Below are 21,318 nucleotides of genomic sequence, written 5' to 3'. Positions count from 1 at the left end.
CGAAAAAAGGAAAAATTAAAAAATACAAAAACAATATCCCAAAGTCCATAGCTTAGAAGAAGACCTTGCGATACTTAAAAACAACCCATATTAAATCACAAAAATAAAATACATTTAAATATTTATTAAAATACATTTTATAATTTAATAAAAAATATTATCAACATAAAAGCTTATTTTTTAGTTCTATTTAAGATTTTTAGTATTATACTAGCCATTATTTATTTTGATAATAAATATTATTTTTATCAAAAATCAAGGGTAATGATAATGAAAATTTTTAAAATTATATTTTTAATTATAAGTATTTTTTTATCAAGCTCAGCTTTTGCTAGGGTAGATGATTATATTAATGAAGCAAATCTTATCAAAGATATGCTAAAACAAAGCATAGAAACTTATAAAAAGGGCGATAATCTAGGTGCCAAAAAGCTTAGCGAAGATGCGTATTTTCAACATTTTGAAAATATGGAAGGCCCAATAGGAAGAAACATAGGAAGAAAAGCTATCACTATGGAACGTAAATTTGTAAATTTGCGTCGCATGTATAAAGATGAAGCTCCTTTGACACAAATTAATGCTTTAATTGATAGTCTTTATTATGATCTTGATGAAGTAGCTCCGATTTTACAAAATGGATATCGTTTAAAAGCAGAAGCAAGCGATATAAACTATGATAAGGCTAAAGCTGAAAAATCAAGCCTAGAAGCCAATGCCAAACGCGAAGCTGATGCAGAAGCTTTAATCGCACAAATGATGGGTGTGGATAAAAAAGATTTAGTACAAAGCTCTTTAACCACCCAAGCTCCTATACCTATAAATAATGATACAAGCAAACTTACAGATAATAATGCAAGCGCTGATTTACAAGCTGCCGCTGCAATGGACGCAAGATTGCAATTTATACTAGATAATATCTCTACCAAATTTTCACAGGCAGCTAATGCTTTTAAAGAAAAAAACTACCAAACTAGTAAAGATTTTTTAAATGATGCCTTATTTAGTGATTATCGCAATACCAAAGTAGAAATTTTAGTAAATAAATTTACCAAAGCAGGAAACGATCAAAAAATTCAACAAGCCATACGCACCCTTATACGCCAAATCAACGATGCAAAAATAGATGAAAAAGGCTTAAGAGATGGCTTAGATAACATAGAAGAACAAATTTTTGATGTTTTCTTACAAATTCCAAATTCAGAACTTTCAAGTTTGCAAATTTCAGGCTTTAATGATGAAACAAAAGGCAAAGATTATGCCAAAGTTTCTAATGATATCAAACTTGCTTTAGATGAAATTTTAAAAAATTATGATGGCTTTAGCACTTCTATGGTAGATGATTTACAAGGAATTTATCTAGATATTTTTGAAGCAAGCGGTATGGAAAATAAAATCGGTGCTGTAGATAGTGGCTTAAAACTTAAAATAGAAAGTTTATTTTCCAAAGGCGTGGCACTGATTAAAGCAAGTGCAGATAAAAAAGAGCTTGAAGCTACTTTTAATGACTTAGAACAACTCATAGCCAGCAGCGTGGATAAAATTCAAGATTCTACTCCTTATTCGCTGTTTATATGGGCTTTAGGTATTATTTTGCGTGAAGGCTTGGAAGCTTTGATTATCATTGTAGCCATTGTTTCTTATCTTGTGCAAAGTGGCAACAAAAATCGTCTAAATATCGCCTATAGTGCTCTTTTCACAGGAGTGATTTTAAGTTTCATTACCGCTTTTGGAGTTTCTTGGCTATTTAAAGAAAATGCAGGTCAAAGTAGAGAGCTTATAGAAGGTATTACCATGCTTATAGCCGTATTACTACTCTTTTATGTGGGCTTTTGGCTACTTTCAAACGCACAAAATAAAAAATGGACAAGCTTTATCAAACAAGGTGCTATAGATGCTATATCAAATAATAGCGCAAAAACCCTTTGGATCACCGTATTTTTAGCTGTTTATAGAGAAGGTGCAGAAACTGTGCTTTTTTATCAAGCCTTGCTTTTTGATGCTAAAACAAGCACTGATTTTGGTGCTGTTTTTGGCGGACTTGGACTTGGAATTTTAATACTTATTGTTTTATATTTTCTTTTAAAAGCAGGAGCCATTCGCATACCTGTAAAACAATTTTTCTATATCACTTCTTGCATTATTTTTTACATGGTTTTTGTTTTTACAGGCAAAGGCATAGCCGAACTCATAGAAGGAAAAGTCATCATTCCTAGTCTTATACCTATGAATTTTGAACCGATTTTATGGCTTGGAATTTATCCTTACTATGAAACTTTAATCCCTCAATTTATAGTTTTAATTATGCTAATTATTGGCATTTTAATAACAAAACAAATTTCAAAAAAAGGAGTAAAATCATGATAAAAAAAGTTTTATCAGTAGTTGCTGCAGCTGCGGTTATTAGTACAAATTTATTTGCAGGCGAAGTGCCAATCGGCGATCCAAAAGAACTTAATGGCATGGAAATAGCCGCTGTTTATTTACAACCTATTGAAATGGAGCCAAGAGGTATTGATTTAGCTGCATCTTTAGCAGATATTCACCTAGAAGCTGACATTCACGCACTTAAAAACAATCCAAATGGTTTTCCAGAAGGTTTTTGGATGCCTTATTTAACTATAGCTTATGAACTTAAAAATACCGATACAGGTGCAATTAAACGTGGAACTTTGATGCCTATGGTGGCTGATGATGGTCCTCACTATGGTGCAAATATTGCTATGGAAAAAGATAAAAAAGGTGGCTTTGGCGTAGGAAATTATGAACTTACTTTTTATATCTCAAATCCAGAAAAACAAGGTTTTGGACGCCATGTTGATGAAGAAACAGGTGTGGGTAAGTGGTTTGAACCTTTTAAAGTAGATTATAAATTCAAATACACAGGCACGCCAAAATAATTTTACGCTCGGATTTTCCGAGTGTTTAAATATTTTTATTTTTATTTGAAAAATTAAAATAACAATGTTTAAAGAGTAAATTATGAGTATATATTTTGTGCATTTTCTTATCAGTGTTTTACCGCTAAGTATTTTAATGGCCTTTATCACTCCTGATAAAAAATATATTTTTAAAAGTTTTTTAGTAGTTTTTTTGGGCTTTTTATTTGGATATTTTGCTTTTTTTATCGCAGCACAATTTTTAAAAACCGAAAATTTAATCTTTAATTTTGATTTTGTTTTTATAGGTTTATTGCTAGCAAGCTTTATATTTTATTTTTGGAAAAAAATTGAAATTTTAAATTTTATTTTATTGGGAATTTTAAGTTTTTGCACCGCTTTGCATTATTATTTTTTAAGTCAAGATTTCCCTATTTTTACTAGCTCTTTAATCGATAGCGAAGGTATAAGTTCTTTAGGTTTTATTGCTTTAGCCTTGCTTGTTTGTATTTTGATTTTCTTCTTTTTAAAATGGCAAAAAAATTTTAATCAAAAAACAAGCTTTATGCTGTTTTTACTGCTTATCCTTATAGAAAGCGATAAAGCTCTAGCCAATATCTTGCTTACTTTAATGCGAAATTCCATCATAGAAACTCATACTTTTTTGGTGAGTTTTGTAGGAAAAAGTAATTATTTTGGTGTTTTTGGAATTTATGTTTATTTAATTTTCATCACTTTTTTGGCATTCTTAAGCTTAAAAATTCGCAAAAAAAATATAAGCAAAAAACAAATTTTAGATATAAATTATCGCAAAAACGAAGCTAAAAAAAGTCTTATTAATCGCTATTTTTCCAGTGTTTTTATCTCCTGTGTTATAAGTTTTTGCATTGTTTTATACTTTTTTATGGTAAGCTCTAAGCCTTTAACCATAGATGAGCCTAAAGAAATTTTACCCGATAAGAATGGCAAATTTATCTTTGATATAGCTCTTTTAAGGGACAACAAACTCCACCGCTTTGCTTATATCAGTGCTGAAGGCAAAGTGATAAGGTTTTTTCTTATCAACAAAAGAGAAGATAAGGATTCTCCTGTAGCTGTTTTTGATGCTTGTATGATTTGTGGAGATATGGGCTATATCAAAAAAGATGGACAACTCATTTGCATTTCTTGCAATGTGCGTATTTTCTTGCCAAGTGTAGGTAAAAGCGGGGGTTGCAATCCTATCCCACTCAAATACGAATACGATGGTAAAAAAATCACCATAGATGTTAAAGATGTAATAGCAGGATCTAATTATTTTAGTCAAATCAAAGAAATTGAAGTGCAAGATCCTGTATCAAAAACAAAGGTTATAAACACCCAAGCTCCTTTTTCTTATAGCTATAAAGGGATTACTTATTATTTTTCAAATCAAAACAACTATGAAGAATTTAAAAAAGATCCTACAAAATATGTAGAAGAAAACGAAGCCCAATTTTTAATCCAAAGGAGAAATGATGTTGGCTAAAATGATTTTTAACTCTATATTTAAAAACAAAATTCAAAAATTTTTAGCCTTTCTTACTTGTTTTTTAGCCACGCTTTTGCTCTCTACTATGCTAAATATTACCCTAAGTATAGGTGATGAAGTAACTAAACAACTCAAAAGCTATGGCTCTAATATCCTTGTTTTACCCAAAGGCTCAAGCCTTAGTATAGAAATAGGTAATGAACTTTATGAACCCTTAAAAAACAAAAACTACCTAGAAGAAAAAAATTTATATATGATTAAAGATATTTATTGGCGTAACAACATCACCGCACTTGCTCCTTTTTTGGAAGGTAAAATCACAATTGAAAACTCCCAACAAAAAGCACTTATTTATAGTACTTATTTTCAAAAAGCCATAAAAATTAAAGATGATGATGATTTTATCACAGGTATAAAAAGTCTTTATCCTTATTTAGCAGTGCAAGGAGAATGGGCAAAAGATGATAGCAATGAAATCATGCTAGGCGAAGACTTTGCTAAAAACAATAAATTAAAATTAGGAGATACTATCAAACTCATAGGAGAAAACAATCAAAGCAAAGAAGCAAAAATCGTAGGCATTTTACTTCATACCAATCCTAAAATGTCAAATAAAATCATCGCTCCTTTAAATTTAGCTCAAGATTTACTCAACAAACAAGGGCTTTACTCAAGTGCAGAAGTAAGAGCTTTTACCATACCTGAATCAGCCCTTTCTGAAAAAGTACGTCGCATGGGAGAAGAAAAATTAGATCAGTTAGAATATGACAAATGGTATTGCTCAGCCTATGTAGGCTCAATCGCTAGTCAAATTAGCGATGGCTTACCAGGTGCTGATGCAAAAGCTCTAAATGCTATAAGCGATGCTCAAAGCTTGGTGGTTAAAAAGATCCAATCCTTGATGGGCGTTACTTGCATTATTTGTCTTATTGTTGCAAGTATTGCAATTTCAAGTCTAATGAGTTCTGAAATTCATCGCAGAAAGAAAGAAATAGGACTTTTAAAAGTACTTGGTGCTAATACTTTTCAAATTTATCTCATCTTTGCTAGTGAAAATTTAATCGTAGCTTTATTTGCTGCTTTATTTGGCTTTATTTTTGGCACAGCACTTTCTCAAATCATCAGTCTTAGTATTTTTGGATATTTTATTGATATAGCCTTTATAGCTTTACCTTTAAGCTTTATTTTTGCAGGACTTATTGCCTTACTAGGTTGCTTGCTTCCTATCAAAAATATCACACAACTTTCAGCTGCAGGAGTGCTTTATGGTAGATAAGTTTTTCCTTAATGAGCTTTTTAAAAGCATTAGCTTTTCTTATCAAAGACTTTTTATAATAGTTTTAAGTGTTTTTATAGGAGCACTTACTTGCTCAGCTTTTTTAAATATTTATTTTGATATTGACACCAAACTTTCTAAAGAATTAAAAGCTTATGGAGCAAATGTAATGATAAGTCCTAAGCAGGATGAAAATTTTATCTCCAATGCTGAGTATGAAAAAATAAAAGAAAATTTAAAGGCTAGGGCTTTAACTCCTTTTTTGTATGATTTTTTAAATTTAGGCAGTACAAGCGGAGTGGTTTTAGGCACTGATTTTAGGGCTTTAAAAATCACCAAACCTTTTTTAGAAGTTAAAGAAGGAAGCTTTTCCCTAAATGATTTTGATGAAAATTCAGCCTTTTTAGGGGTTAATTTAGCCAAGCAACTGGGCCTAAAAACAGGCAATGAACTTCAAATTTACAATCCAAACAATGGAAAAAGCATAAAACTTACCATAAAAGGCATACTTTCAAGCAATGATGAATTTGATAGCATTGTTTTAGCTCCTTTAAGCGTGGTGCAAAATTTAAGCGATAGAGCCGGTATTAACTATGCTAATGCTGTAGTTTATGGAAATTTTGATGAAGTTAAAGCCAAAACACAAGCAATCAGCAATGAATTCATCGATGCAAAACCTATATCTTCAGTATCCTTAAGTGAAGGTTTAGTGCTTGGAAAAATCAAAGCTTTAATGTTTTTAATCATACTTGTAGTATTGATCATAGTCACTACTAGCGTTAATACGACCTTAAGCTCTATTATATTTTCTCGCAAAAAAGAAATCGCACTGCGTTTAGCCTTGGGTGCGAAAAAAAGTGAAATTTTTAAACTTTTTGCTAGTGAATGCTTTATAGTAAGTTTTTTTGCTAGTTTAATCGGAGCTTTTTGTGGGATATTTTTAGCCAATGTCTTTGGTTATTTGATTTTTAATTCTAGTATTGATTTTAGATTTATAGCTGTTTTTATAGCCTTAATCATTTCTTTGATTTTTGCCTTTTTGGCTGCATTTTTTCCTATAAAAAGAGCATTAAAAATCAATGTGTGTGAAAATTTGAAAGGTGAATAATGAAAAAAGAACTTATTAAAATAAACAACTTAAATAAAGAATTTGGCAAAGTTAAAGCCTTAAACAATATCAACTTAAGCGTCTATGAAGGAGAATGGCTTGCCATCATGGGTCCATCAGGAAGTGGAAAATCAACGCTTTTAAACATACTATCACTCATGGACACTCCAAGCTCTGGGGAGTATATCTTAGACAATGAAAACCTAGAGCAAATGGATGAGGAGCAAAAAATCACCTTACGTCGTGAAAAAATAGGGCTTGTCTTTCAACAATTTCATCTTATCCCCTATCTTAACGCCTTAGAAAATGTTATGCTCTCTCAGTATTATCACTCAAGCGTAGATGAAGAAGATGCTAAAATGGTTCTTGAAAAAGTAGGACTTTCGCACAGACTCACTCATTTACCTAGCCAATTAAGTGGTGGAGAACAACAAAGAGTTTGCATAGCAAGAGCTTTGATCAACAACCCAGAGCTTTTACTCGCAGATGAACCCACAGGGAATTTAGATGAAGCCAATGAACAAATCGTTCTTCAAACCTTGCAAAAATTAAAAAATGAAGGCAAAACCATAGTTTTAATCACACACAATCCTGATTTAGCCAAATTCGCAGATCGAACCCTTATCTTACAACATGGGGTGTTAAAATGAAAAAAAGCCTTTTAATCTTAAGCATTTTGTTCTTGCTCAATGCTTGTTCTTTTGAAAATTCAAAAGATACTGGAAAAGTTGGAGAAAAAAGCGCTGAAATTTCAGCTAAAGATACCTTAGGAAAAGCTGTAAAACTTGCTGATGATAATACAAGTTTAAAAGTTTTGGTCTTTTTTCAAAATGGCTGCCCTTCTTGCTTAAAAGAACTCCCTTCTTTAGATGAATTCATACAAAATCACCCCAATAAAATCAGTGTTTATGCTATAAATTCCATCGATAATGCCAATGTGGTTAAGGTTTTAGCCGAACAATTTGACTTTAAAAATGTAAAAGTTTTAAAAGACGATCTTAAAATCACCAATGATCGTTATGCTGTGTTTGCAACCCCTACTACCATCATCATTAAAGATGGGATGATAAAAGATAGAATTTTAGGAGAAAAACCATGGGAATTTTTCGAATCCAAGCTTATTTCTTTGCTTTAATTATAGCTTTATTTTTTGTAGCTTGTGATAGTGGAGAAAATTTTAAAGCTTTAAATAGTGATAAAACCTATAATTTTGCCTACAATGGTTTTGAAAAAAGCCTAAAACTAAATGATAAAGCACAAAATTTTGCCTTAGTATTTTTCACAAAAGATTGCGGAGTTTGCAAAGAACAAATTCCTATTTTACAGAATTTGGCTAAAAATTATGATTTTAATATCTTTGTGGTTTTAGGCGATGCAAATGATGCAAATGATGCAAAAGCTTGGGCTGATGAAAAAGGTTTATCTAATTTAGCAATGTTTTATGAAAAAAGAGCAGCTAAATACCTTTCAAGTGCCATTGGGGAAATATATGGAGTACCTGTGCTTAGTTTTTTCAAAGAAGGAAAAATGGATGAAAAATTCATAGGCTTAACTCCTTATAGCATACTTGAAAAAGAAATCAAAAAAGTAAAAAGCTAAAAATTTACTTTAAAGCTTTTTATCCCCTATAAAATATCCATAAAGCTCATAGCTTCCATCTTTTTTCATTAAAATTACAGGATATTTTTCACTATAACCTTGTTCCATTCCTGGGCTTCCTTGTGGCATGCCAGGAGCTGAAATTCCTATAACATCTTTAGGTTTGTTTTCAAGCAACCATGCTATAGCACTTTCAGGAACATGCCCTTCAATAGCATAGCCTTCGATCACACCTGTATGGCAACTTTGATACTCATCTTTTATACCCATTTTTTCTTTAATCTTAAGAAAATCATTAGTTTTATGAACGCTAACCTCATAACCCTTAGCTTTCATATAATCAGCCCAAAGATCACAACAGCCACAAGTAGGACTTTCATAAACTTGTATTTCCTTAGCCTGCGTAAGAGTGAGTAAAAAAAGAATGGTTAAAATTGTTTTTTTCATAATCGCTATCCTAAGTAAAAAATATATAATAATACTTTTATAAAGTTAATATCATCACATTTTTAACACTAAAAATGAATTTACAAAAATTTAATCAAGAAAAGATTTTAATGAGTGTTGATTTTGTCTTTGCAGTAAAGATATAAAAGATAAAACGATTTAAAAAACTAGAAATTTTTAACTTAAAAAGCTTAAAATTTAGATATATTTTATACTTACTATGTTTTTTATAGTTAAAACCTTTATGGTGTGAAAGCTCTATTATTTTAGAGCTTTCAAGTATTATTTGAAATTATAGCGCTTTGAAGAGATACCAGAACGACAATTAACATTATTGCTTAATTTTATAGGTCTATCAAGATGATCACATTCAATATCCCATTCAGAAGCCCAATTTGTTTTTCTATCTACAACTAAGAATCTATTATAATAAACAGTCTTTCCTTTTGCTATTTCTTGTTTCATTACTTTAAAACTTCCCCTTTGAATAACATCATATTCATGCGGATCATCTTTTTTGATACTTTCTATAGCATAAATTTCTAAGTTATCAGTATTGAATTCATCTTTCATTTCTTCTTTAGCGTTATCTAAAGCTATTTTTGCATAGGCATCATCTCCTCCTGATACTTTAACTAAATTAGAATCATGTATAGTGATAACCCCTGCAAATGCTGACACATTTAAAGCAACTAAAGCTGCTAAAGCTAAACCTAATTTTTTCATTTTAATCTCCTTGAATTGAATTTTGTATATTTTAATTATTTTTCAAATCTTTTGCAAGATAATTTTTGAATTTATCTAAATTAAATTTGCATTTTATCTAACAATCATAAGAAATTTTAAAATGAAATAAAAATTTATGAGAAATCAACTCTTATTTGAAAATGATAAAAGTAAGTGGTGCGGATGAAAGGACTTGAACCTTCACGCATTGCTGCACCAGATCCTAAGTCTGGCGTGTCTGCCAATTTCACCACATCCGCAAAGTGGTACGCCCAAGAGGATTCGAACCTCTGACCTACGGCTTAGAAGGCCGTTGCTCTATCCAGCTGAGCTATGAACGCATATAAAATCTTGGTGGTGCGCCCGATAGGAATCGAACCCATAACCTACAGATCCGAAGTCTGTCGCTCTATCCAGTTGAGCTACGAGCGCTAGTGGGGTGAGTGATGGGAATTGAACCCACGACCCTCAGGACCACAATCTGATGCTCTAACCGACTGAGCTACACTCACCATTTTGTATAAATTTATAAAAAATGGTCGGGGTGAAAGGATTCGAACCTTCGGCCCCTTGGTCCCAAACCAAGTGCGCTAACCAGACTGCGCTACACCCCGAATAAATAAAAGGAAATATTTTATCACAAAATAATTTTAAAGTCAAGGATTTTCATCTCTTATTCTTAAAAACACCGGAAAGCGAGGTAAGAAATTTTTGGTCAATCCATTAAATTTATAAGTCACAATACTACCAATTTTTGGAGGATTTTTTCTATCTTCATCTTTTAAACCACTGCCTATTTTAATGATTTGTCCATTAGGCATTTTACAAAGTAAGGCACCTACTTGATTTTCAAATTTACCCTTGCCCTTGCGAAATCCTACTAACTCACACTCTGCATCATCATAGGGTTTTAATTTCATAGCATTTTTACTTCTGCCTTTTTCATAAGGACTTAAATTTTTGCGTATGACAATACCTTCACCTCGATTTTTTATAATGCTTTCGTAAAATTGATTTAAATTATTTTGATTTTCAACTGGAATTTGAGGAATAATTTTTATATAGGCACTAGGATATTTTTGCAAATACTCTTCTAAAACAGCCAAACGATTTTTAAGAGTGCAAGTAGAAATTTGAAATTCTTCGCAAGCATTTGGCACATCAAAAATATTATAAGTTACTTCCTTCCATAAAGTCAAATTACTATCGCCACTACGAATTAAAGCTGAAATTTCATCAAATTTATTTCTTGCTATCCAAAGCTCACCATCAACAGCAAAAGGAGGGAAATTTTTTGTAAAAAAGTCAGGAGTTTTTATTTTGTAATTTTGGCGAGTTTTTAGATATTTCCCATCCCAAATTCCACGCACTCCATCAAGTTTTTCGCTCATCAAATAAGCATTAAAATCTTTAGAGTTAAAATCTTGCTTATCGAATTTGCTAAGAAGTAAAATTTCATTAGCAAAAACTAAACAAGCACAACATATTAAAAAAACAAATCTCATCAAAGCAGATTAATCATATATCCAGTTGCATCTTTTTGAATACTATAATTATAAGTTCCATCAAGATATATTACAAGTCGATAATATCCTTTATGAGATCCAAAGTCTATGCGTTTAAAAATAGAATTGCTAAGGCGTATGTTTTTTGTAGGGCTAATCATTTTAGATCTAAAATCTATAACGATTTTACTTGGATTCCCTACTGAAAAATCTGTAATCATTTCATCACTAGTGTTAAGTTTTATTTTATTTTTATAAACCGCATAAGAAATAAAATCATAAATCTTTGCAACCTGTAAAGGTATTTCAACATTGGCTGTTGAGTTTGATTCTTGTTTAGAACTATTTTTTTCAGGTATAGTAACTGAAACATCAAGTACTTTTGAAGGATCAGGGCTTTTAAATCTTGATATAGTATAAGTATCGTGCCAATCAATACTTTTATTGACATCTAAATCGATCTTATCTTCACTTCCGTCTAAATTGATATAATTAAAAGTGATGCTTTTTAAAATTCTTGCACTAGAATTAAATTTAACTTCCTCTTTTTGAAATTCAGGTGGAGCAACCAAGGTTATATTTTGATCTGTCTTAAAAGGATTTTCATCAGCATATAAAAGAGAGGTAAAAATAAAAAATATTGCCAAAATTCTAGTTTTCATTTGGGTATAATCCTTTTAATTCAAAATAATCTTTTTGTGCTTTAGCATTTTGTTCTTTGAGCAAAATAATCTTTTTATTAAGCTCTTCTTTGGTATTTTCTAAGCTTAATAAAGTATCTAAAGAATACTGCCCAAAAAACATATTGCCAAAATAAATCGCTCCAATTACAACAAGAAAAGCCCAAAAAATCATTTTTATAACATGGGTATAAAAACTTTTTTTTCTTGTGCTTTCGTCGTATTCTTTAAGTAAATCGCTCAGAGCTTTTCTCCTAAATATTCATCGCTTTCAAGTTCAATTTCAAGCAAGCGATTGTATTTTGCAGTTCTTTCACCTCTTGCTAGAGCTCCTGTTTTGATTTGTCCTGTATTTAAAGCTACAGCAAAATCCGCTATAAAAGCATCTTCGCTTTCGCCGCTTCTATGACTCATCACGCATTTATAGTTATTTCTTTGCGCTAAACGCACAGTTCTCATAGTTTGGGTAATAGTTCCGATTTGATTTGGTTTAATAAGCACAGCATTTGCCATTTTTTTGATGATACCTTCTCTTAAAATATCTTCATTGGTTACAAACAAATCATCGCCTACAAGCTGAATTTTATTGCCCAATTTTTCAGTAAGCTTAATCCAACCTTCAAAGTCATTTTCAGCTAAGCCATCTTCAATACTGCAAATTGGATATTTTGCACAAAGTTCTACATAGCGTTCGATCAAATCTTCACTTGAAAAAGCCTTGCCTTCCATGTGGTATTTGCCATCTTTGAAAAATTCTGTACTTGCTACATCAAGAGCGATTTTTACACGATTTTCATAACCTGCTTTTTTGATACAAGTCATTAAAAGATCGATAGGTTCTGTGTTGTTAGCTAAATTTGGAGCAAAACCGCCTTCATCACCTAAAGCCGTAGAATGTCCGGAATTTGCGAGTTCTTTTTTTAATATCGCATAAATTTCACAAACTGAACGCAAAGCCTCTTTAAAGCTAGTAAAACCAAAAGGCATGATCATAAATTCTTGAAAATCTACATTGTTGTTTGCATGAGCACCGCCATTTATGATATTACACATTGGTACGGGCAAAATGCTCGCATTTGCACCACCTAAGTAGCGATACAAAGGCATTCCCAAAGCAGCCGCAGCCGCACGAGCTGTTGCCATAGATACGCCTAAAGTCGCATTTGCACCTAAATTTGAGTAATTATTTGTTCCATCAAGCTCACGCAAAGTATCATCAAGTTGAGTTTGATTAAAAGCATCTAGTCCTAAAATTTCATCTGCAATGGTTTCATTGACATTTGCAACAGCTTTTAAAACACCTTTTCCGCCAAATCTTTCATCATTATCACGCAATTCTAAAGCTTCTTTTGAACCTGTACTCGCACCACTTGGAACTATAGCTGCACCTACACTTCCATCGCTTAGCGTAACTTCGGCTTTTACGGTTGGATTTCCTCTACTATCAAGAACTTCATAGGCTCTAACATCTTCAATTACTAACATTATTCTTCTCCTTCGTCATCTTCGCTACCGCTGATCATGCCTTCTATTCCCATAGAATTTTGAATCGCTTTTGTGATTTCATCTGCAATTTCAGGGTTTTCTTTTAAGAAAGCCTTTGAGTTTTCTCTACCTTGTCCAAGTTTTTTATCTTTATAAGAAAACCACGCACCACTTTTATCTATGATATCAAGTTTTACACCATAATCAATCAATTCACCTTCACGGCTTAAACCCTCTCCAAACATCACATCAAATTCAGCTTGTCTAAATGGAGGAGCAACTTTATTTTTAACTACTTTTACTTTAACGCGGTTTCCTATAGGTTCTTCGTTTTGTTTTAAGGTTGCTACTTTTCTAACATCTAAACGCACAGAAGCATAGAATTTTAATGCATTTCCACCTGTTGTAGTTTCAGGAGTGCCATAACCCATAGCACCAATTTTCATACGAATTTGGTTGATGAAAATTACTGTGGTATTCATTTTATGAACTATACCTGTAAGTTTTCTTAGAGCTTGAGACATAAGTCTTGCTTGAAGTCCTACATGTTGATCGCCCATATCGCCTTCAATTTCTGCTTTTGGAGTAAGTGCTGCAACGCTATCTACTACGATAAGATCTACTGCGCCACTTCTTGCTATAGTTTCTACAATTTCTAAGGCTTGTTCTCCAAAATCAGGCTGAGAAACATACAAATCATCTGTATTTACACCCAAATTTTTAGCATATTTTACATCAAGCGCATGTTCTGCATCGATAAAAGCACAAACTCCACCTGCTTTTTGGCATTCTGCGATAATATGTAAAGTTAGAGTGGTTTTACCTGAACTTTCAGGTCCATAAATTTCTATAATTCTTCCTTTTGGAACACCGCCTATACCTAAAGCAAGATCAAGCCCAACTGAACCTGTGCCTATGCTATCGATTTGCTCGACTTCTTTATCCCCTAGTCTTAAAATAGTGCCTTTTCCAAAGGTTTTATCTAAACTTTTTAGGGCAGCGTCTAGAGATTTTCTTTTATTATCATCCATAACTTTCCTTAAAAATTCTAAATTTTTAGTTAGAATTCTAACAAAATAAAATTAAATAATGATTTATTTTGCTAGAATTAAAGCAAAGATTTACAAGGAAGCATAGATGAAAAAAATTACTATTGCACATTCTCCTGATGCTGATGATATTTTTATGTATATGGCAATTAAATTTGGGTGGATAGGGAATGATTTTGCTTATGAAAATACAGCTTTAGATATACAAACTTTAAATGAATTTGCCTTGAAAAATGAATTTGATGCTACGGCTATTTCTTTTGGGCTTTATCCTTTAATCGCTTCTGAGTATGCACTTTTACGCACAGCAGTGAGTTTTGGTGAAGGTTATGGGCCAAAACTCATCAAGAAAAAAGACACGCATTTAAAAAGAAATTTTAAAGTCGCTTTGAGTGGAGCAAATACCACCAATGCTTTGATTTTTCGCATGAAATATCCTGAAGCAAGAATTATTTATAAGAATTTTTTAGACATTGAAAATGCGGTTTTAAGTGGCGAAGTAGATGCGGGAGTTTTGATCCATGAAAGCATTTTAGATTTTGATCAAAGTCTTTACGTGGAAGCAGAACTTTGGGATATATGGCTTGAATTTGCTAAAGAAAATTTGCCTTTGCCTTTAGGTGGAATGGCTTTGCGTCGTTCTTTACCTTTAAGCGACGCGATTAAGATCGAAAGAGATTTAACCAATGCTGTAAAAATTGCCGATGCAAATCGTAAAATTTTAGCCCCTATGCTTATGGAAAGAAAACTTATCCGTGTTGATGAAGAAAAACTTGATACTTATCTTAATTTATATGCCAATAAAAACTCTATTAGCATGAATCAAACTCAACTTTTAGCTGTAGATACGCTTTTTAAACTAGGATATGATTATAAATTTTATGATAAAATCATACATGTAAATGATTTTCTTATCCCTAGCGAATACGAAGAAGCTAGAAATTCTTAAAAAGGATAAAAATGGATGAAAGTACCTTAGTTGCTCTTGGAGTGCAAACCTTTAAAATCACACTTTTACTTTCCTTGCCTATGCTTTTAGCAGGGCTTATTGCAGGGCTTGTGATCAGTATTTTTCAAGCAACTACACAGATTAACGAAATGACACTTTCTTTTGTTCCTAAAATCATCTTGGTTGTAGTTATTTTAATCTTTTTAATGCCTTGGATGACTACAACTATGATTGATTTTACTGAGAATATACTAAATCAAATTCCAACTTTTATCAAATGATCATTGATTTTAAAAAATACTCTTCTGTGCGTATAGGAAATGAATTTGAAGTTTTAGTTTTGGATCAAATTTGTGATTTTGATGGTTTTTTAATAGGTGGTGCAAACAACCTTTTAGTTAGCCCAAAACCTAAAAATATAGGAATTTTAGGAGATGGTTTTGATTTTATACAAATTTTAGATCGAAATAAAGATTTTATACATCTTCGCATAGGCTGCAAAACAAAATCAAGTAAAATATATCGCTTTGCTAAAGAAAATAATCTTAAGGGTTTTGAGTATTTAAGCAAAATTCCTGGCACACTTGGTGGTCTTTTGAAAATGAATGCAGGGCTTAAAGGAGAGTGTATCAGTCAAAATTTAATCAAAATTGCTACTTCTCAAGGCGAAATTCCAAGAGAAAATATAAATTTTGATTATCGTTTTTGTCCTTTAAATATGCCTTTTTTTTGGGCTGAATTTAAACTAAATTTTGGCTTTGATACCCTTAAAGATGAAGCTTTAAAAAATGCAAGAAGCAACCAACCTAATGGAGCAAGCTTTGGCTCTATCTTTAAAAATCCAAAAAACGACTTTGCAGGACGTTTAATCGAAGCTGTAGGACTTAAAGGATTTAACAAGGGAGATGCTATGTTAAGCGATAAACACGCAAATTTTTTAATCAATAAAAAAAATGCAAGTTTTGAAGATGCGTTTTTTCTTATCGAATTGGCTAGAAAAAAAGTCTTTGAAGAATTTGGCATAAACTTAGAAAATGAAGTGATTATTATCTAAAAATTTTTCAATATATCTTTAAATTAATTGATAGTTAATTTTAATTTTTTTATTTCATTATCTATAACACTAGCTAACATTTTTGGCATTTGATTTACAATATCTTGATAATTTTGTTTTGTATCTTGATCTTTTAATATCAAATTTAATTTTGCATTTTTTGCTGCAAGAATTTTTCCATTGCTTGTAGAAATAATTTTAAAATTAACACTAGCCACACCCTCTTTACTAGTTGTGATAAAATAATTTGTAATATTTACATAAAAATCTTGCAAATTTACCACCACAACATAATCTGTAAATTTGGCATACATTTTAGCCTTATCTTTTTCTTGTGTTAAAAAAGGACTTACATTTATAAGTTTTGCATCCTTAGGGCTAAAATATGACAAAGTTTTAGGATTTTGATAAATACCATTTGCAGCAGAATTAACCCAATCAAGCCTTAAACTTTGAATCAAATTTTTAGCAAATAATGTAGAAAATTCCTTATCACTCACCCTAAAACCATCTAAAAAATAACCAAAATTTTTCGTAGAAGTTAATACAATGGCAAAATCAATATCTTTATCTTTGGTGATTTGCGATTTTTTTTCAATCAAGGTAGAACTATCAAACAATGCTTTTTGTTGATTTAGATTTGGATTTGCAACATTTTGATTTAGATCTATTACTTCAAAACTATCTGCGCTTTTTTCAATTTTAATAACTTTTTTCTGAGAAAAATTATTCGCTAAAAGATTAGAACTTAAAACTAAACTTAAAAACAAAATGAAACAATACCTCATCTTCATCCTTATAAACTATTTAAATATAAAATTATACTCTTTATTTTATAAAAAATCTTGTAAAAAATTCCTAGATGAAACACAAATAAAAGGACTGGATTTATAATTTAAAGGGCTATATAAAATGTATTTTTTAGAAAAATCTCCCATAAATCCTCCATTTTGATTAATCAAAAAATCTCCTGCTACAATATCCCAAATATTAAGCTTTTCAAATCTTTTATAAACTCCTGCCCTAGCCTCTAAAATAGCACAAAATTTCAATCCAGAGCCTATATTAATAGCTTCTAATTGATGCTCTTTTGCAAAGTCTTCATCTTCTTTGCTAAGATGATTAACACTCAATAAGGCTTTATATTTATTTTTCTCGTATTCTTGCTGGTCAATTTGTAAAGGTTTATCGTTTTTATAAACCTTGGTTTTTGCATGAGCATAGAATATATCACCTTTTGATGGATTTTGTATGAGTGATAAAACAGGGCGATTGTCATGAACCAAACTTATCATAACGCAAAATTCATCACTGCCTTTTAAAAAACCACTTGTTCCATCAAGAGGATCGATAAGCCAAAAAGTTTTTAATTCTTCACACTCTTCTTTGCTGAGTAATTTTTCTTCTGATAGAATTTTAATATCCGTAGAACCCAAAATATCATTTAGAATTTTATTAGAAGCAAGATCTGCTGATGTAAGCGGGCTTTTATCTTCTTTTTCCCAAGTTTTGAAATTTTTTCTCTCTTCTAAAATAGCTTTAGAAGCTTGATTGCTAGCATTTATAGCAATTTCTAAAAATTTATCAAGATTAAGCATGATTATAAACTTTCTATAAGATTTTTTAAAATTATACAAGAAGATTTTGTGGAATTTTTAATTTCCACAAAAATTTTAATTATATTTTACTAGTTTCACCCAAATAAAGTTGTCTTGGACGGACTATTTTAAGATTTTCTTGCTCTTTTTGTTCTATCCACTGAGCTATCCATCCTGGGGTGCGTCCTATAACAAATAAAGTAGCAAACATTTCATTTGGAATACCTAAGGCTTTTAAAATAAGTCCACTATGAAAATCAACATTCGGATATAGCCCTCTTTGAACAAAATAATCATCACTTAAAGCAATCTCTTCTATACGCGTTGCTACTTTAATAAGATTGGTATCAATACCCAACTCATCAATAAGTTGATCACGAAGTTTTTTAAGTACTTTTGCTCTAGGATCAAAATTTTTATAAACCCTATGCCCAAAGCCCATCAAGCGGAAAGGATCGTTTTTATCCTTAGCTCTTTTGATGAATTCATCTACCCTATCAACACTACCTATTTGCTCAAGCATTCTAATAACACCTTCATTAGCTCCACCATGTGCATGACCCCAAAGCGCACCAATACCTGCTGCTATACAGGCATAAGGATGAGCGTGAGTTGAACCCACAGCACGAACTGTTGAAGTTGAAGCATTTTGCTCATGATCTGCATGAAGCATAAAAACTGTATCAAGTGCTTTTACTTCTATAGGTTTAAGCTCTACATGATCGTAAGGATAGGTTCTTAACATATATAAGAAATTTTCTGTAAAACCACGATCTAAATTTGGATAAGCCATAGGAAAGCCGTGTTTATATCTATAAGCAGTAGCCACTATAGTAGGGATTTTAGCTACTATTCTAGCTGCCATTTCCATATATTCTTCTTTTACATTCATGTTTAAATGATCAGGATAAAAAGCACTAAGCGATGAAACAGCACCTTGTAAAACTGCCATAGGATGAGCATTATCAGGGAAAGAATCAAAAAGACGATGCATACCTTCATGGATAAAAGAACGCTTTTTCATTTCATAACGAAATGCTTCAAGACGCGTAGCATCAGGTAATTCTTTATAAAGTAAAAGATGAACCACATCTAAATAAAGTTTGTTTTCAGCAAGCCACTCTATAGGATAGCCACGGTGCATTAAAATTCCGTTTTCTCCATCAATATAAGTGATTTTTGATTTACAAGTAGCTGTAGAAGTCAAGCCCTCATCATAAGAAAACATTCCTGTTTGTTTATAAAAACTTGACATATCTACAACGCTTGGCCCAGTTGTACCGTCATATATAGGAAATTCATAACTTTTTCCATTTCTATTATCGGTTATAGTAACGGAATTTGACATTTTCGCTCCTTTTATTGTTACTTTTATTAATTCTAACAAAAAAGGACGATTATGAGTTTTTTTATTATTAAATTTTTAAGATTTTGTTTGCTTTTTTGAGTAAAAAAGTAACTTTCATTTTTTAGAATTAGAAAGAAATTTAATCATACTCATAACAATAACAGCCTCAAATAACGCTGTTAAAATAAGTGCTGAATAAAGTTTCTCATCAATAACCTTGCCCGAATAACCCAGAGTAGCTGTTGCTATAAGCAAGGTTAAAGGCATAGAATGACTAAGACCAAATAAAATCATATTTTTAAAACCAATTCTTTTTAAAAAAACACTTGCACATAAAATTCTTAAACCCACCATAACAAACATAAGTAAAAATGCTTGTAAAACGATTTTATAATCTAAAATCATTTTAAGATCAAAGGTTGAACCTATATGGATAAAAAAAATAGGGATCAAAAACCCGTGTCCAAAAGTAGAAAGCTTGTGCTCAAGATCTTTTTTATGATCAAAAAAAGTAGCTATAAATGAACCTGCTATAAAAGAACCAAGAACGATTTCAAGTTTTGTAATAACCATAGCAACAATGATCAGTATAAAAATGGCCATACAAAATCTTATATCTTTTTCATTTTTATCTTCCCATGGCATAAGCACAACTTTAAGCTGAGGATACCACCAAAAAAGCACACCAAGCATTTTAAATCCAAGCAAACAAAGCCCCAAAAAGATATTAAGATATAAAATACTTTGCGCTACATCAATAATACCTGTTCCTTCGCGCAAAAAAGCTCCCGCTATAGTCAAAAGCACAATAGAAATCACCTCAGCTAAAGTAGCTACTATCATAGCAATATTTAGCCAATAACACTCTTTTCCAAAATCCTTAAAAAGTAAAGATAAAAGCCCTACACTCATCACAGGTATAATGATAACAAATACTAAAGAAAGTCCAAAAATCCATACTATAAAAGAAGATAAAGTATAAAGTAAAAAAATATAAAAAAAACTTTTTTTGGCGACTTCTTTATCCATATTAAAAAAGGCTCTTAAATTTACCTCCATACCCGCTATAAACATTAGATAATAAAAACCTACATTGGCTAAAAGTGCAAAATTTTCACTTTTTCCTATGAAACCAAAATACGCTATTATTGCCCCTAAAATAATTTCAGTAGCTGAAAGAGGCAAGCGTAAAATTCTCGCAATATGCGGAGAAAAAAGCAAACACAAGGCTATAACAATGAGAATTTTTAAATCGATTAAAGCCTGTGTATCAATGACACTCTGATGCAAAAGTAAATCCCATTTCTTTTAATTTTATTATATCTTGACTTGGTTCTTCACCTTTAGTGGTTAAATAATCCCCTATAACAATAGCCCCGGCACCTGCTTGAAAAATTTCATACTGCCTTTCTTGCAATACCACTTCACGTCCACCTGCAACCATGATTACAGTTTGAGGCAAAGCCTCTTTGGTGTCACGCACGATTTTTAAAGCTTCATCAGCACTAAGTCTTGGAACTTGTAGTTTTAAATTTTCATTTGCTATAAAAAAATTAATAGGCGTTGAAAAAGGTTGTAATTCTTGCAAAGATTTTCTAAAACTTAGCCTATCTTCTTCGCTCTCACCCATACCATAAATTCCACCACAACAAAGCATAAGCCCTGCTTCTTTAGCGTTTAAATTGGTTTGAAATCTACTTTCCCAAGTATGTGTGGTGCAAATTTGTGGAAAAAATTCCTTAGAACTTTCAAGATTGTGATTATAAGAAAAAATTCCTGCTTTTTTAAGTTCTTTGAGTTGTTCCACGCTTGCCATACCATTACAGGCAATTAAAAGCAAATTGGGCACTTCTTTTTGCACAGCCTTGGCAGCTTCGCAAACATACTCAAGCTTTTCATCATCAAGCCCAAGTCCTGCCGTAACCAAACAAAAACCCAAGGCTTCATTTTTCTTTGCCATTTTTGCTTCTAAAACGATTTGTGAAAGTTCTTTACGACGATATTTTTGAATATCTGTTTTTACATGAGCGCTTTGGGTGCAGTATTTACAGTCTTCTGAACAATTTCCACTCGCTATATTTGAAATAGCACAAAGCATGATTTGCATT

23 protein-coding genes and 5 tRNA genes are annotated in these 21,318 nt (G+C 31.7%); 11 read left to right on the top strand and 17 right to left on the bottom strand.

Annotated elements, in window-relative coordinates; all coding sequences use genetic code 11:
• The first annotated feature begins 270 nt into the window (after positions 1 to 270).
• The 8 genes from BGS40_RS08460 to BGS40_RS08425 all read left to right on the top strand — a co-directional run bounded on the left by BGS40_RS08460 (position 271) and on the right by BGS40_RS08425 (position 8,369).
• Positions 271 to 2,361, top strand: coding sequence for an FTR1 family iron permease (locus BGS40_RS08460; protein WP_096738616.1), 2,091 nt, complete (start codon positions 271 to 273; stop codon positions 2,359 to 2,361).
• A complete protein-coding gene (locus BGS40_RS08455) occupies positions 2,358 to 2,897 on the top strand; it encodes an iron transporter (protein ID WP_002778842.1) in 540 nt (179 codons plus the stop codon). The genes BGS40_RS08460 and BGS40_RS08455 overlap by 4 nt, the downstream gene beginning before the upstream one ends.
• Positions 2,898 to 2,979: 82 nt before the next feature.
• Positions 2,980 to 4,383: a Fe-S-containing protein gene (locus tag BGS40_RS08450; protein WP_096738615.1), complete on the top strand. Its 1,404-nt coding sequence runs from the start codon at positions 2,980 to 2,982 to the stop codon at positions 4,381 to 4,383.
• Complete coding sequence (locus BGS40_RS08445; protein ID WP_096738614.1) at positions 4,370 to 5,662, top strand: ABC transporter permease; 1,293 nt, start codon at positions 4,370 to 4,372, stop codon at positions 5,660 to 5,662. Before BGS40_RS08450 ends, BGS40_RS08445 begins: the two co-directional genes overlap by 14 nt.
• Entirely contained in the window at positions 5,652 to 6,770 is a 1,119-nt protein-coding gene (locus BGS40_RS08440; protein ID WP_002877031.1) for an ABC transporter permease, read from the top strand. Before BGS40_RS08445 ends, BGS40_RS08440 begins: the two co-directional genes overlap by 11 nt.
• Complete coding sequence (locus tag BGS40_RS08435) at positions 6,767 to 7,420, top strand: ABC transporter ATP-binding protein (RefSeq protein ID WP_002860103.1); 654 nt, start codon at positions 6,767 to 6,769, stop codon at positions 7,418 to 7,420. Before BGS40_RS08440 ends, BGS40_RS08435 begins: the two co-directional genes overlap by 4 nt.
• On the top strand, positions 7,417 to 7,905 hold the full coding sequence (locus tag BGS40_RS08430; protein ID WP_002851267.1) for a TlpA family protein disulfide reductase: 489 nt from the start codon (positions 7,417 to 7,419) through the stop codon (positions 7,903 to 7,905). Before BGS40_RS08435 ends, BGS40_RS08430 begins: the two co-directional genes overlap by 4 nt.
• On the top strand, positions 7,866 to 8,369 hold the full coding sequence (locus tag BGS40_RS08425) for a TlpA family protein disulfide reductase (RefSeq protein ID WP_002851157.1): 504 nt from the start codon (positions 7,866 to 7,868) through the stop codon (positions 8,367 to 8,369). Before BGS40_RS08430 ends, BGS40_RS08425 begins: the two co-directional genes overlap by 40 nt.
• Before the next feature lie 9 nt (positions 8,370 to 8,378).
• Here the strand turns inward: BGS40_RS08425 and BGS40_RS08420 are convergent, their stop codons facing one another.
• The 12 genes from BGS40_RS08420 to recA all read right to left on the bottom strand — a co-directional run bounded on the left by BGS40_RS08420 (position 8,379) and on the right by recA (position 14,243).
• Positions 8,379 to 8,816, bottom strand: coding sequence for a DUF411 domain-containing protein (locus BGS40_RS08420; RefSeq protein WP_002858990.1), 438 nt, complete (start codon positions 8,814 to 8,816; stop codon positions 8,379 to 8,381).
• A 282-nt stretch (positions 8,817 to 9,098) separates the two neighbouring features.
• Positions 9,099 to 9,542, bottom strand: a complete 444-nt coding sequence (locus BGS40_RS08415; RefSeq protein WP_074469157.1) for a hypothetical protein — start codon at positions 9,540 to 9,542, stop codon at positions 9,099 to 9,101.
• A 175-nt stretch (positions 9,543 to 9,717) separates the two neighbouring features.
• Positions 9,718 to 9,802 (bottom strand) — tRNA-Leu (locus BGS40_RS08410).
• 4 nt (positions 9,803 to 9,806) lie between these two features.
• Positions 9,807 to 9,883 (bottom strand) — tRNA-Arg (locus BGS40_RS08405).
• Between the two features lie 14 nt (positions 9,884 to 9,897).
• Positions 9,898 to 9,974 (bottom strand) — tRNA-Arg (locus BGS40_RS08400).
• A 3-nt stretch (positions 9,975 to 9,977) separates the two neighbouring features.
• Positions 9,978 to 10,054, bottom strand: a tRNA-His gene (locus BGS40_RS08395).
• A gap of 24 nt (positions 10,055 to 10,078) precedes the next feature.
• A tRNA-Pro gene (locus tag BGS40_RS08390) sits at positions 10,079 to 10,156 on the bottom strand.
• 42 nt (positions 10,157 to 10,198) lie between these two features.
• Complete coding sequence (locus BGS40_RS08385) at positions 10,199 to 11,047, bottom strand: DNA ligase (RefSeq protein ID WP_096738613.1); 849 nt, start codon at positions 11,045 to 11,047, stop codon at positions 10,199 to 10,201.
• On the bottom strand, positions 11,047 to 11,709 hold the full coding sequence (gene cgpA / locus BGS40_RS08380) for a glycoprotein CgpA (RefSeq protein ID WP_002867529.1): 663 nt from the start codon (positions 11,707 to 11,709) through the stop codon (positions 11,047 to 11,049). Before cgpA ends, BGS40_RS08385 begins: the two co-directional genes overlap by 1 nt.
• A complete protein-coding gene (locus BGS40_RS08375; RefSeq protein ID WP_002839177.1) occupies positions 11,699 to 11,902 on the bottom strand; it encodes a hypothetical protein in 204 nt (67 codons plus the stop codon). Before BGS40_RS08375 ends, cgpA begins: the two co-directional genes overlap by 11 nt.
• Before the next feature lie 65 nt (positions 11,903 to 11,967).
• Positions 11,968 to 13,212, bottom strand: a complete 1,245-nt coding sequence (eno, locus tag BGS40_RS08370; protein ID WP_002856489.1) for a phosphopyruvate hydratase — start codon at positions 13,210 to 13,212, stop codon at positions 11,968 to 11,970.
• A complete protein-coding gene (recA, locus tag BGS40_RS08365; protein WP_052817457.1) occupies positions 13,212 to 14,243 on the bottom strand; it encodes a recombinase RecA in 1,032 nt (343 codons plus the stop codon). The genes eno and recA overlap by 1 nt, the downstream gene beginning before the upstream one ends.
• Positions 14,244 to 14,349: 106 nt before the next feature.
• Between recA and BGS40_RS08360 the strand changes: the two genes are divergently transcribed.
• From BGS40_RS08360 to BGS40_RS08350, 3 genes are read left to right on the top strand one after another with little or no spacing between them, the layout of a single operon-like run.
• Positions 14,350 to 15,210 (top strand): menaquinone biosynthesis family protein, encoded by an 861-nt coding sequence (locus BGS40_RS08360; RefSeq protein ID WP_002858996.1) that lies wholly within the window; start codon positions 14,350 to 14,352, stop codon positions 15,208 to 15,210.
• Positions 15,211 to 15,221: 11 nt separating this feature from the next.
• Entirely contained in the window at positions 15,222 to 15,491 is a 270-nt protein-coding gene (gene fliQ, locus BGS40_RS08355; protein WP_002851290.1) for a flagellar biosynthesis protein FliQ, read from the top strand.
• The gene (locus BGS40_RS08350; RefSeq protein ID WP_044261762.1) at positions 15,488 to 16,264 is read left to right on the top strand and encodes a UDP-N-acetylmuramate dehydrogenase; all 777 of its coding nucleotides are present in this window, start codon (positions 15,488 to 15,490) and stop codon (positions 16,262 to 16,264) included. The genes fliQ and BGS40_RS08350 overlap by 4 nt, the downstream gene beginning before the upstream one ends.
• A gap of 23 nt (positions 16,265 to 16,287) precedes the next feature.
• Here BGS40_RS08350 and BGS40_RS08345 read toward each other — a convergent pair whose 3' ends face one another.
• From BGS40_RS08345 to BGS40_RS08325, 5 genes are all read right to left on the bottom strand, one after another.
• Positions 16,288 to 17,058, bottom strand: coding sequence for a hypothetical protein (locus BGS40_RS08345; protein WP_087704516.1), 771 nt, complete (start codon positions 17,056 to 17,058; stop codon positions 16,288 to 16,290).
• 39 nt (positions 17,059 to 17,097) lie between these two features.
• The gene (locus BGS40_RS08340) at positions 17,098 to 17,862 is read right to left on the bottom strand and encodes a 3'(2'),5'-bisphosphate nucleotidase CysQ (RefSeq protein ID WP_002851337.1); all 765 of its coding nucleotides are present in this window, start codon (positions 17,860 to 17,862) and stop codon (positions 17,098 to 17,100) included.
• Positions 17,863 to 17,941: 79 nt separating this feature from the next.
• Positions 17,942 to 19,210, bottom strand: coding sequence for a citrate synthase (locus BGS40_RS08335; protein ID WP_057032735.1), 1,269 nt, complete (start codon positions 19,208 to 19,210; stop codon positions 17,942 to 17,944).
• Positions 19,211 to 19,324: 114 nt separating this feature from the next.
• Entirely contained in the window at positions 19,325 to 20,500 is a 1,176-nt protein-coding gene (locus BGS40_RS08330; RefSeq protein WP_002888822.1) for a cation:proton antiporter, read from the bottom strand.
• The gene (locus BGS40_RS08325) at positions 20,481 to 21,317 is read right to left on the bottom strand and encodes a biotin synthase (RefSeq protein ID WP_002884213.1); all 837 of its coding nucleotides are present in this window, start codon (positions 21,315 to 21,317) and stop codon (positions 20,481 to 20,483) included. Before BGS40_RS08325 ends, BGS40_RS08330 begins: the two co-directional genes overlap by 20 nt.
• Between the last annotated feature and the right edge of the window lies 1 nt (position 21,318).

Origin of the sequence: Campylobacter sp. 107, from assembly GCF_002383835.1 — a bacterium.
GTDB lineage: Bacteria > Campylobacterota > Campylobacteria > Campylobacterales > Campylobacteraceae > Campylobacter_D > Campylobacter_D jejuni.
Note: the sequence above shows the minus strand (reverse complement) of the source record. Positions and strands in the feature narration are given on the sequence as shown.